Source organism: Nitrospirae bacterium CG2_30_53_67 (assembly GCA_001873285.1).
Taxonomy (GTDB): domain Bacteria; phylum CG2-30-53-67; class CG2-30-53-67; order CG2-30-53-67; family CG2-30-53-67; genus CG2-30-53-67.
On record MNYV01000130.1, the window covers coordinates 1 to 12,193 of the forward strand.

13 protein-coding genes and 1 pseudogene are annotated in these 12,193 nt (G+C 54.0%); 3 read left to right on the forward strand and 11 right to left on the reverse strand.

The features are described 5' to 3' along the window. From AUK29_08150 to AUK29_08160, 3 genes and pseudogenes are all read left to right on the forward strand, one after another. Positions 1-497, forward strand: a pseudogene (locus AUK29_08150) (ribosomal protein S12 methylthiotransferase RimO). A 73-nt stretch (positions 498-570) separates the two neighbouring features. Further along, a complete protein-coding gene (locus AUK29_08155) occupies positions 571-1,338 on the forward strand; it encodes a glycosyl transferase family 2 (protein ID OIP62570.1) in 768 nt (255 codons plus the stop codon). Positions 1,339-1,403: 65 nt separating this feature from the next. Continuing rightward, positions 1,404-2,642 carry an ATPase gene (locus AUK29_08160; GenBank protein ID OIP62559.1) on the forward strand — a complete coding sequence of 413 codons (1,239 nt, stop codon included), beginning with the start codon at positions 1,404-1,406 and terminating at the stop codon, positions 2,640-2,642. Positions 2,643-3,237: 595 nt separating this feature from the next. Here the strand turns inward: AUK29_08160 and AUK29_08165 are convergent. From AUK29_08165 to AUK29_08215, 11 genes are all read right to left on the reverse strand, one after another. After that, positions 3,238-3,582, reverse strand: coding sequence for a PemK-like protein (locus tag AUK29_08165; GenBank protein OIP62560.1), 345 nt, complete (start codon positions 3,580-3,582; stop codon positions 3,238-3,240). After that, positions 3,569-3,811 carry a hypothetical protein gene (locus tag AUK29_08170; GenBank protein ID OIP62571.1) on the reverse strand — a complete coding sequence of 81 codons (243 nt, stop codon included), beginning with the start codon at positions 3,809-3,811 and terminating at the stop codon, positions 3,569-3,571. The genes AUK29_08165 and AUK29_08170 overlap by 14 nt, the downstream gene beginning before the upstream one ends. Positions 3,812-3,957: 146 nt before the next feature. Continuing rightward, entirely contained in the window at positions 3,958-5,559 is a 1,602-nt protein-coding gene (locus tag AUK29_08175) for a hypothetical protein (protein OIP62561.1), read from the reverse strand. Next, positions 5,556-6,056, reverse strand: a complete 501-nt coding sequence (locus tag AUK29_08180) for a 5-(carboxyamino)imidazole ribonucleotide mutase (GenBank protein ID OIP62562.1) — start codon at positions 6,054-6,056, stop codon at positions 5,556-5,558. The genes AUK29_08175 and AUK29_08180 overlap by 4 nt, the downstream gene beginning before the upstream one ends. Positions 6,057-6,501: 445 nt before the next feature. Further along, complete coding sequence (locus AUK29_08185) at positions 6,502-7,785, reverse strand: phosphoribosylamine--glycine ligase (GenBank protein OIP62563.1); 1,284 nt, start codon at positions 7,783-7,785, stop codon at positions 6,502-6,504. A gap of 511 nt (positions 7,786-8,296) precedes the next feature. Continuing rightward, positions 8,297-9,925 carry a hypothetical protein gene (locus tag AUK29_08190; GenBank protein OIP62564.1) on the reverse strand — a complete coding sequence of 543 codons (1,629 nt, stop codon included), beginning with the start codon at positions 9,923-9,925 and terminating at the stop codon, positions 8,297-8,299. A gap of 286 nt (positions 9,926-10,211) precedes the next feature. Then, positions 10,212-10,397 carry a 4-oxalocrotonate tautomerase gene (locus AUK29_08195; protein OIP62565.1) on the reverse strand — a complete coding sequence of 62 codons (186 nt, stop codon included), beginning with the start codon at positions 10,395-10,397 and terminating at the stop codon, positions 10,212-10,214. Beyond that, a complete protein-coding gene (locus tag AUK29_08200; protein OIP62566.1) occupies positions 10,385-10,687 on the reverse strand; it encodes a hypothetical protein in 303 nt (100 codons plus the stop codon). Before AUK29_08200 ends, AUK29_08195 begins: the two co-directional genes overlap by 13 nt. 154 nt (positions 10,688-10,841) lie before the next feature. Continuing rightward, positions 10,842-11,093, reverse strand: a complete 252-nt coding sequence (locus tag AUK29_08205) for a hypothetical protein (GenBank protein ID OIP62567.1) — start codon at positions 11,091-11,093, stop codon at positions 10,842-10,844. Between the two features lie 6 nt (positions 11,094-11,099). Next, positions 11,100-11,459: a hypothetical protein gene (locus tag AUK29_08210; protein OIP62568.1), complete on the reverse strand. Its 360-nt coding sequence runs from the start codon at positions 11,457-11,459 to the stop codon at positions 11,100-11,102. Further along, on the reverse strand, positions 11,456-11,836 hold the full coding sequence (locus AUK29_08215; GenBank protein ID OIP62569.1) for a hypothetical protein: 381 nt from the start codon (positions 11,834-11,836) through the stop codon (positions 11,456-11,458). Before AUK29_08215 ends, AUK29_08210 begins: the two co-directional genes overlap by 4 nt. Between the last annotated feature and the right edge of the window lie 357 nt (positions 11,837-12,193).

Sequence of the window (12,193 nt, forward strand, 5' to 3'; positions counted from 1 at the left end):
CAGGCTCTTCAGCCATCCGCGAACAGATCAGGAAACTCCGGAAGGCTGTCCAGGGACTGGTCCTGAGAACGACCCTCATGGTCGGCTTCCCGGGCGAAACCGAAGACGCCTTCCGGGAACTATGCGGCTTTGTTTCAGAGACCCGCTTCGACCATCTCGGCGCCTTTGCGTACTCACAGGAAGAGGGAACGCAGGCGGCAGAGCTTCCGGACCAGATCGCAGATGAGATCAAGACCGAACGGCTGAATACGATCCTAAACCTTCAGGCCGGCATATCCAAACAGAAAAACCGGGGGCGGGTAGGGACGGTGCAAAAGGTCCTGGTCGAAGGGACGTCGCCCGAGACCGACCTTCTGCTTTCCGGCCGTTACTACGGCCAGGCCCCGGAGATTGACGGTTCGGTCCTGATCAACAAGGGTGACGCCGTGGTCGGGGAATTCTTTAATGTAAAGATCACCGATGCCCATGAATATGATTTGATCGGGGAGATTGTGTAATAATTTTTTTGCCCCTTTCACCTTTTTCTCCCACATCCGGAAAAAGGACAAGGGCAAGGAGAAAAGATTCGATATGTTAAATAGCAAAAAAATTATCGTTGTCCTTCCGGCCTACAACGCCGAGAAGACCCTGGAGGCCACCTACAGGGAGATCCCCCTTGGTATCGTAGACGAGGTTTTGCTGGTGGACGACAGGAGTTCGGACCGGACCACCGAAGTGGCGCAAAAACTCGGGATCAAGACCTTCGTGCATCAAAAGAACCTGGGCTACGGCGGGAACCAGAAGACCTGCTATACCGAGGCCTTAAAGCATGGCGCTGATATCGTAGTCATGCTCCACCCCGACTATCAGTACACGCCCAAGCTCATCACGGCCATGGCCTCCATGATCTCCGAAGAACTCTATGACGTGGTCCTGGGTTCAAGGATTCTGGGAAAAGGCGCCCTGGCCGGAGGCATGCCGCTCTACAAATATTTCAGCAACCGCTTTCTCACGGCCTTGGAGAATGTCCTTGTCGCGCACAAGCTCTCGGAATACCATACGGGCTACCGGGCCTTCTCCCGCAAGGTCCTGGAGACGCTCCCGCTCCTGGAGAACTCCAATGATTTTGTCTTCGACAATCAGATGCTGGCCCAGATCATCTATTTCGGATTCTCCATCGCGGAGATCACCTGCCCCACAAAATATTTCGAGGAGGCCTCCTCCATCAACTTTTCAAGAAGCGTGACCTACGGCCTGGGCGTGCTCGAAACCGCAATCCGCTTCCGCCTGCACAAACTCGGATGGCTCAAATCCAGGATCTTCGAGGAAAATGGGAAGAAACTTCAGACGGGTAGTTAATCAATCATAGCATCAGAACATATTTTATGCTTGCAATTTCGCCATTAAATGGCTAATATTTAGCCATGTATCGGAGAAATATCAAAGACTATCTGCAGGCGGTTCTGGCGGATACACCGGTGGTTTTGCTCCATGGGGCGCGACAGACTGGAAAGACGACCCTTGTCGAGAACCTCGCCGGGGAGCTGGGCGGCCGTTATCTGACGTTGGACGATGCTACAGTTCTGGCAGCCGTGACCGCCGATCCGGCCGGGTTTGTCCGGCAGCAGGATGGCATGATCATTATTGACGAGGTTCAGAAGGCACCGGACCTTTTCCCGGCCATCAAACAGCAGGTCGATGCCGACCGCCGGCCTGGCCGGTTTCTGCTGACCGGCTCGGCGAACATATTGATGCTGCCCAGAATTTCTGAGTCATTGGCCGGCAGGATGGAGATCGTGACTCTGTGGCCCCTTTCGCAGGGCGAGCTGGCCGGGCAGAGGGAGCGATTCATTGACGCGGTGTTTTCTTCCGGCCTCCCACAGCCGGCGAAGGCTGGACCGGTGGATCGTGACATCGCAAGGCGCGTTCTTACCGGCGGATATCCCGAGGCGGTGGAGCGGAGCGCTTCAGAGCGCAGGCAGGCATGGTTCGGGGCCTACATTACCACCATTCTGCAACGTGATGTGCGTGACCTCGCACATGTCGAGGGACTCACCGACATGCCGCGGCTGCTTTCTCTTCTTGCGGCGCGTTGCGGCGGCCTCCTCAACATGTCCGAACTGTCCCGGTCGTCTGGGATTGCTCACACAAGCCTGCGGCGCTATTTGAGCCTGCTGGAGACTACGTTTCTCGCACAATTGCTGCCTGCGTGGTCCACAAACCGGAGCAAACGATTGGTGAAGTCCCCCAAGATCCATTTGATAGACAGCGGCCTTACGAGCCGGCTCGCAGGCGCTTCCGGACAGGATCATCCCGAAGACCTGCAGCTCTTTGGCCGCCTCGTGGAGACCTTCGTGGTCATGGAACTGCGCAAGCAGGCAACCTGGAACAAGACGCTTTGTGCCCTGTATTATTTCCGCACCGCTTCCGGTCAAGAGGTCGACGCAGTGATGGAAGACGGACGGGGGAGGGTCGTGGGGATCGAAGTAAAATCCGCTGCAAGCGTTGCTGAGAAAGACTTCGCCGGGCTGAAGGTTCTGGCGGACTTGGCCGGCAAGAAGTTTCATCGCGGTATTGTTCTCTATGACGGCGATGCCGCCGTGCCGTTCGGTGACCGGTATGCGGCCCTGCCGATCAGCACGCTTTGGCGTGTGACAGAGTAGTCTTAGCCCATCTTTAAAAAACAAATATTTTTTTTTAAACGGTCTCTGATTTTCCGTCGTAAAAATTAATCTGTAACACTTTGACAAAGATGAACTATTCCGGAACCGTCCCCAAACATTCCTCAAACATTCCTTATCTTCAAAGTATATTATACAGAACGACCGAAATCTTATGCCCGGCTGGGTAACTTCAAGATCTGCACGGACCTGACTGACTTGAACTTGCCCAATCTGTAAGTGGCTGAAAAGTATGGACGAGCAGGAATCTGGGCTTGGCAGGTCCGGCCAAAATCGTCTATTATGCAACATGAATGCATAATGGACGAGACGGCCTTCGTCCGTTTCCTCGGAGTTGCGGCTGCTCGAACCGGACAGATGCTGAATCTGGCCGAGACGCCGTTGCCCCTGACTTCCTTTGCTCAATCCATCCCCGTGAGCGCGCTCTGACGGCCGCAGGCTCGGGGTAAGGCAACCCGGCTGTCGGACGTGGACATCGCTGTGTATTTCTACCCTGAGAAGAAGAATCCCATAGAAATATGAAGAAGAGCGGGTCTACGAGGGAGAAAACGGAATCTGGGCGGACATGGAGGACCTCCTAAAAAAAACCGAATATCTTTCTCAGTCTATCGCTCACTTCACGATACATCGCAGGAGTCAATTCCCCCAATTCACGCCGGATCATCGAACTGGTAATGGTCATAAGCCGGTGTAACTGAAGAGTCGAGGGCGCTCGCAGTCCGGTTTCCGCGAAACCCGTATACCGTGAGTCGATCACCAGATCCGATTCAAGTAAATCAGTTGGAATTTGACTGGTAATAAAGGCGAGGATAACGTGGCGGTAAGGACCGATTGGATCGGTTAAACATACAGCCGGCCGGACCTTGGTTGCCGTAAGGTCATCGAAAGGAAATGGTACCAGGACGACCTTACCCCTTGTCATGAAAGGGCCTCCCGTCTGTAGGGGCATAAATATCTTCTGCAGGGTTCTTCAAGAAGTCAAAAGCCGGATTACTATCCGCTGTTTTAAGCCACTCCTGTTCATTTATCTCAGTATTTTCGGATACAAGAATGACAACACGCACGCGGGCCGGGCCTTCTATCGGCAATGGTTCATCCAAGACAAGCCGATGCCTCGCGTCAATGGTACCCGTAACTTCGATTGCCTTCACCGGATTCTTCATAACAGAATTTCACCTCTTTTGTGTTTTAGTCAACCGTTTTGTTATTCTCTGTGAGAATAAACAACACTATTGCATAGCACCTTAGATTTGTCAACGATCGAATGGTTTCTTCCTTTTCCATCCGGCGTCCAGGATCACAAACCGATCCCCTTGCTTTGCAGCAGTGTCCCTTTGATCTGCTCAAGATGGGCCAGGGATTTTCGGAAGTCAACACGGGCCCGGAGTTCCCGGCTCCTTGCCGTAGAAAGTTTTTCCTGATACTCCAGGACATCGTGGCTGATGCCCAGCCCGACCTCGAACCTCTGGGTCTCGCTCCGGAGCCTCTCTTCAGCGAGCCTCCGGGCCGCTTCGGCCGCGGCGACCCTTTTCCTGTCGGTCTCGATCTGCCGGTATGCCTCCCTCACATCCCGGATGACCTGGTTTTCGAGGTCCTTGACTGCCATGACGGCCTTCTGATTCTCCAGGTCGGCCATGACCTTCTCGCTTCTGGCTGAACGGTTGCCTAGGGGATACTCTACCTTGATACCCACAGTGTACGAATAGTAATCCCCGGACTTGAGTTCTCTCAAGGAATCCGGATTATTCCCTCCAAAGGGATTTTCTGTGGTCGCCCCCGGATTCCGGAAATCCGGCTGCGGCTGCGCCGCGCCTGAAAGTCCGCTGAGGCCGATAGATCCGACCAGATCAACCCGGGGGAAAAGCTGGTTCTTTGTGTATTTCAACTGGATCTGTTTGTTTTCCAGATCCACCTTGGCTTGATGGATATCGGGACGGCTTTCCATGGCTGTTCTGATCTGTTCGGGGAGATCTTCGATTTCCGCTGCCACCACCGGTTCATCCGCCGGGGTCAGCCTGATCTCCCAGTATCGAGGATCATCCGTGAGATTGAGGGCTTTGCGAAGGCTGTCCTCTGCATCCCGGAGGGCATCTTCGGCCGTAATAACCCCCTCTTCCCGCGCCGCCTTCTCGGCTTCAGCCTCCAGGATATCTATGGGAGGAAGCACCCCCACATCCACCTTGCTCCGGGTGATCTTCAGAAAATCCTCCGCGAGCTGCAGGGATTCCTGCTGTACCTTCTGATCCTCTATGGTATAAACGAGCTCCCAGTAGATGGACTCGACATCAAAGAGGATTTGCATGACATGGCTCTGAAATTGAAACCTGGATATCTCCTTGTTGTTTGCGGCGATCCGGATCCCGGATGTGTTGGTCCCGATCCCGAAATCTTTGAGCAGCGGCTGGGTCAGGGAAAGGATCAGCTCGGAAGAGTATGAAGGGTTCAGGCCTGCAAAGGCCGAATTGGTTTCGTTCCTGTTGTTGACGGCGGAAAGATCGGTCTCGGTTCCGGGTGCCCACTTCCGGGCGATGCCGGCATTGATATTGTAATCCTGATTCTTGTTCTCCGGAGGGGATGCAAAGGATGAACTCGTCTGTTTCACAGACTGGTCCTTTGAAACGCCCACGGATACCCTGGAATCGAAAACCGATTTCTCCTGCACCAGTTTCTGTTCGCTGATCTCAGGCTCAACCCTCTGGATGGCGATCTCCAGATTGTTCTTGAGGGCAAGCTGAAGACAGGCATTCAGCGAGAGCCTGGCTTCTTTTTTCTGCAGGAAGTCCTGGATCTCCTGCTCCGAGATCCCGGTCGCGGGCTGAGACCCTGACTCGCCCCCTGCATTTGGAACGATGAGTAGAACTGAGAAGATGAAAAGAAAAACAAGGCCTAACCTCTTCATTGCTGCTCCCTCACACGCTGGTCCGCTTCTTCAACCTTCCTGCGCTGGTTCTTCTTGAATTCCGCGAGCTGTTTTCTCAAGGGCACGCTCTTGAGCGCGAGGACCCGCAAAGAAAAGAGTGCGGCATTCCTGGCCCCGGCAACCCCGATGCTCATGGCGGCAACGGGAACGCCTGCGGGCATCTGCACCGTAGACAGAAGGGCATCGAACCCATTCAGCGGGGTAGACGAGATGGGAACCCCGATCACCGGAAGGTCCGTGACGGCGGCCATAGCCCCCGCCAGATGTGCGGCAGCCCCGGCCCCGGCAATGATCACCTTGATCCCCCGGCCTGCAGCTTTCTTTGCATACTCGGCTGCGAGATCCGGTGTCCTGTGGGCCGAGATCACCCGGATCTCGAAAGGAATCTCAAAGCTTTGCAGGATCGCACCGCCCTCCTTCATGACCGAAAGATCCGACTCGCTCCCCATGATAATCCCTACCAGCGGTTTCGTCATTGTCCCCTCCTATATATAAACATTTTCGGTTCTTCTCCCATATAGTGGGTAAGAAGGGTTCAAGGGGTCAAGGGTTCGAGTGAACCCCGTTAGAGAGACGAGCTCTCTAACGGGGTGAAATACTGAAACGCAAGCAAAATCTCCAGAGAAAAACACTGGACCCCAAGATGCCTTAGTGTAGTAGCCGTCGTAGACGGCAAGGATATAGAAAAGCGGGACACGCTAAGCGTAACCCTAGGACCCTCGGCCCCTTATGTTTTTAGCACTTCACCCCGTTAGAGGACAACCTCTAACGGGGTTCACTTGACCCCTGGGATCCTTGACCCCTTGACCCCTGATGTTTTCACCCACTCTTTTGGAGATGATCTACATTTTCAAGTTTGATGGACTCCCCATGAACTGCGGTTCCTTTGCCCCCGGCCCCGGCAAACAGGCATAATCCCCGCTATCCCTGCTCGCACAGCATCTTCAACCCCTTTTGCCCGATGTCGGTGCGGAAGTGCTTTCCCTTAAAGTCAATCAGGTTTACGGCATCATAGGCCTTGTTCAGGGCGGAAGCCAGGGTCTCCCCTCGGGCCGTGACCCCCAGGACCCTGCCGCCGGCTGTGACAATCCTGTCATCCACCATTCTCGTCCCCGCATGAAAGACCAGGAGATCCTCGGTGTCCGGGATCCTGTCCAGACCGGAGATGGTCTTCCCTTTTTCATAGGCCCCCGGATACCCGCCTGAAGCCAGGACCACACAGGCGCTGGCGCCGTTCTTCCATTCGATAGGGACCTGACTGAGCCGGTCATTAAGGATCCCCTCGATGATGTCAACGAGGTCGGTCTTGAGCCTGAAGAGGATCGGCTGAGCCTCGGGATCACCGAAGCGCACATTGAATTCCAGGACCTTCAACCCCTCGGGTGTGACCATGATGCCGGCATACAGCACCCCTTTGAAGACCCTCCCCTCCTCGGCCATGCCACGGATCGTCGGGACCATGACCGTCTCCATGATCTCCTCGGTCCGGTCCTGAATGACCGGCGCAGGGGTATAGGCGCCCATGCCGCCGGTGTTGGGCCCTCGGTCCCCGTCATGGACCTGCTTGTGGTCCTGAGAGGAGATCATGGGTATGACGGCCTTTCCGTCCGTGAAGGCCATAAAGGAGGCCTCCTCCCCGGCCAGACACTCCTCCACCACGATGGCCTCTCCGGCCGAACCGAATTTCCTCTGTTCCATGATCATGTACACGGACGCAACCGCCTCCTCAACGTTCTGCGCGACCACGACCCCCTTGCCTGCGGCCAGTCCGTCGGCCTTGACCACGATGGGCGCTCCCTTTTTCAAGATATAGCCGGCGGCTTGAGCAGGATCGGTGAAACTCATATACTCGGCCGTGGGGATCCCGTGCCTGCGCAGAAAATCCTTGGTGAAGACCTTGCTTCCCTCCAGGATCGCGGCGTTCTTTCTTGGGCCGAAGATGGGGAGCCCGGCCTCCTCAAAGCGGTCCACAATTCCCAGGGTCAGAGGGCCTTCGGGCCCGACCAGGGTGAGATCGATCTTCTGCTTCCTTGCAAAATCGAGGAGACTCTCGATCTCCCCGGCCTGTATGGGGACGGGTTCCGCCAGGCCCAAGGTTCCGCCGTTGCCCGGCGCGCAGTAGATTTTTTTGACCCTGGGGCTCTGCGCAATCTTCCAGACCAACGCATGTTCCCTGCCCCCGGAACCGACAACCAGAATTTTCATAACGGCCCCTGCTCCAAAAAGAAAAATATCCTAAATACAGTTCGGTCAAGATGGTTAAAACCCGTCACCGTCCTGCCAAAGATAACACTGTCAAACGAGGTTTATTGGAGTATTAAAAACCGGCCTGATTTTATGTGATCAGAATATAATTGTCAACCTTAACCTAAACCCGAGGGAATGCACAGTGGTGAGTGAAGTTTCTGCAAAAGTTTTTTAGCTCATCGTGGAAGTGAGTGGGCAAAAACCCCATAAGGGATAACTCCCCCTTGCCCCTCAGAGGGATAACTCCCCCTTGCCCCCTCAGAGGGATAACTCCCCCTTGCCCCCTCAGAGGGATAACTCCCCCTTGCCCCCTCTTAAATAAGAGGGGGGAAGCCTTTAGAAAAGGGAGGTTAGAGCCTGCCCTCGAATGGGTTTATCGGGGGAGGGATTTTTGATATGATGTCGTTTCTATTATGAGAACCATAATATCAAAAAATCCAAGAAGAAATATGACCGGAAGCGCGTTCGGTTATCTTGAAGGGACGCCGGCTTGAATCGGAAAGTTCATTTCTTGCAGATAAGTCTCGATCTGGTGTTCGGTCTCTCGTGGATCCCAGTGAAGATACCTGGCGAGCAAGGAAGCGACGCGGCCCGCAGTCTCACGGCCGTTGGCCTCGGAAAGGGCAAGCGAGGTTCTCCTCCGGAGAAAATCGCTGAGGGTCACGACCATCTCCTCCTCCACGCCATAGCGGACCTGGGCAAGGATTTCCGGTCTTCCCGGAGTGATCCGCTCACGAAGTCCCTCATCCTCCTGGATTCGATTCAGGACATCCCGGTAACGGGTCCCGTAACACCGGATGAAGTGCGCCGCCGTATCCGGCCCGATGCCGTATTCGGTTTCCGCCTTTTCACATATCATCTTCATGTCGGAGGCTGGATCTTTGAGGCCCCCGCCATAGAGCGGGAGCTCGGCAGTCCTGCACGGGACCCGTGACCGCATCTCCTGTCCCCTGGCGATCCGGTCCACCACCTCCTCGGCGACCTGCCGATAGGTGGTGTACTTTCCGCCGGCCACACTCAGAAGTCCGGAACGCTCCTCGTAGATCACATGACTCCGTGAAAGCTCGGATGGGCGGCCCGGCTCCGCCACCAAGGGGCGGAGCCCGGCGAAAGACGCGATCACATGCTCTCTGTCCAGCTTAGCGCCCGGAAGGACGCGCCGACCCTCCTCGATGAGATAGGCGATATCCTCTGGTGACGGCGTGACCTGGTCAGGATCGCCGGTATAGAAGGTGTCGGTGGTCCCGACCAGTGAGTAACCCTGATAGGGAATCACAAAAAAAACGCGGTTGTCCCGCCGCGCCGAGATGAGCAGGGCATGACCTCGGGTGGATCCGGGAACGATGATGTGAACCCCCTTGGTGGGCCGAAGCCGAGGCTCTGTTTTTAGTGAACTCATTTTAGTGATACGGTCGAGCCACGGGCCTGAGGCGTTGATCACCTTCCGGGCCATGACCTCGAACGTCCGCCCGGAAAGTCGGTCTTTGACCACGGCGCCGGCCGCCCTTTCCCCGCTCCTGATTAGGGAGATGACCTCGGCATAATTGACCGCGGCCGCCCCAGCCTCTGTGGCGGAGAGCACATTTTCCAAACAGAGGCGCGCATCGTCCATCCGGCAGTCATAGTAGACGGCCCCGCCCTGAAGGCCCGTCCTTTCGAGATCGGGCTCTGCCTTGAACACGTCCTGTAATGAAACCATCCGGTGCCTCTCAACATTCCTGAACAGGGCCAGCATGTCATACAGGATCATCCCCGCATGGATGATTGCCCGGCCTCTCGCGTCCTCCTTGTAGACCGGAATCAGAAAAGGGAGAGGATGGACCAGGTGAGGGGCGATGGAGAGAAGGGTTCTCCGTTCCCGGCAGGATTCAAAGACCAGGCCGAGTTTCATCTGTTCCAGGTACCGAAGTCCCCCGTGGACCAGCTTTGAGGTCTTGCTGCTGGCGCCCGAGGCAAAGTCCCCTTTCTCCACCAGGGCCGCCCGATACCCCCGGAGGGCGGCGTCCCTCAGGATGCCGCAGCCGTTGATCCCGCCGCCGATGACGAGAAGATCGAACGTCTCCGAGGTGAGTCTATGGATTTCCCGTTTCAAACGCAGGCCTCCATGGTTTGTAATCAGATTTTTATTTTAATTATAGCATGGAACAGGATTCAAGGTGAGTGAGATTTATCATAGGAGGAGATACACATCGATCGTCTGAGTTTACAGGCTTCGGGCAAGGCGAACGCTTTGGATCTTTTATCGTAATAAACAAATTCACATACAGAGCGACAGAACAAAGCAGACCGAGGCGCGAGGAAATCGAAGAGTGAGGCGTACTGGTAGTACGCCGCAACGACGAGACGAGGAAGCAACAAAGGTATGCAAAGTTATGTCGCTCTGTCTACATATCCGAAAAGAGTTTGCCCCCCTTGCCCCAGTTTTCCTTCTCGACCTCTTCGATCACGATGTAGGTGTGTTCGCTCGGCTTGCCGGCCACCCGTTCGAGGGTCTCGGAAAACTCCTTCACAATCTTGGCCTTCTGTTCCCTGGACAGCTTGCCCAGAAGCTTCAGATTCACGTAAGGCATGGGTCTTCTCCTTGTAGTTCGGTTTCCAACCTTGATTCAAGAATCCGTATAACCCTGTCCATATCCTGGACTGGGGTCTGATCGAGATGTTCGAACATCTCCGCCTCATCATCTTCTTCCAGATCCCTCAGGTGGGCGATATGAATCGCAAAGTTTTTGCCGCTTTTCTTGACCTCACGGATCTCTTTGAGGAACCCCAGAAGTTTGGTGCAGATCTCTTCCGGCATCTGAGGAACCGGACCCGAGAGCCTGTTCCTGATCCAGTCGCTGAGGCTGATCTCTTCGCTCATCTCCGTCCCTCAATTAATTTCCCGCCGTGCAACATACACCATAGCGTGGGACCCGACAAGGGACAGTCCTATTCTTCCCGTAAAAACAGTTCTTGTCAAGCTGAGAAAGACGGTGGAACGAAAGGGTGATTGCCGAGTGTTCAAGTTGCTCCATTTATCGGAGGGGTATCCGTTCCGGAATACTCTCTTTTCTGATGCGGATCTCCGCCACAGGGGAGTTGACCTCAAAATATCTCGCCACTTCATTGGAAATAAAGGACCAAACATCATCCGGGATTGAAGACATCCTGCTGAATGCGGCATGATTTTCTCTTACGATCTTCTCACAAATTTTTTCAAGCTGCGGTGTCGGAACTAAAATGTGTCCGGCAAAAGCATCACCTTGATATTCAAACCAATCGATCACGTCGGATTACAAGCCCTCCCTCCACTCCATATACTCATGCACTAATTTAAATTGTAAATCAGCATAAAACGACTCATGCAATACACAATGACCAAGCTCATGGGCAAGGGTGAAACGGCATTTCTCATGCATTTGGTCATACTGAATCTCATCAACCATGATGGTCGTTCGGTCGGCCGTAAGAAAACCGTTTAAACCATGATCTCTGTATAGTCGTGGGAAAGGGTATATGTTCAGACGGAGTTTCAGCTCAATTATTTCTTCAATCGGGATGGGAATCTCTTGCGATGGATGCAGCTCATGCAGAAACTCTCTGGCTTTTCTCCCGATCTCAGCGTAAGTAAGACGGGGAAGTTCAAAACTCACCGCAATTCCTTTCGGATAGATTCAAGCAGATTCTTCAGATCCTCGTCATCAAGCTTCTTTCCCCTGACTGTCCTATATAAAATGGGAAGCGCTTTGATCATTTCGCGATCCGAGACTATGTCGGAAGGTATTTTCCCAACACCGGTGGAAGCCAGATCACAAAACGTGAGCCAGTCATCACTTCCTTGCTTGATTCTCAAAGCTGCTGCATACTCCTTCCTTTTTTCTTTGGACTGCGGCGGCGCCAACAAGTCTCTCTCAATTTTACTTATGTTTCCCGGATCAAACCCGTTGTGCCTACAAAATTCCCGTAATGTAAGACCAAGCTCAATTCTTTTTTGTTTAAAAAATTCGCCGAATGTGACCCCGGGTTTCATAATTATCACCTCCTCCCCATCTGTTGTTAAATTTACTACAACAGACCGGACTTGTCAACCCCCTGCAGTAAAATTTTTCTATAAATGCTGATTATTTTTTAATCCCAGAGGGTGGCTCGGTCCGACCCCGGAAGGCATGCATAGGAAAACCACAAGGGACAATGCCAATTTTCCCCGTAAAAACCGTATTTGTCAAGAGAAGAAATAAATATTCAAGTGTGACAAGTTATTCTCAACAAAAAAGCCCTGCCTCTCTACGAGTCATCGACCTAAGAGAGAGGGCCTTGGGTATCTTCTCACCAAGAAAGGACTATGGTTTCCTCCGCTTCATAGCGATCAGGCCAGCCAGCCCTGTGC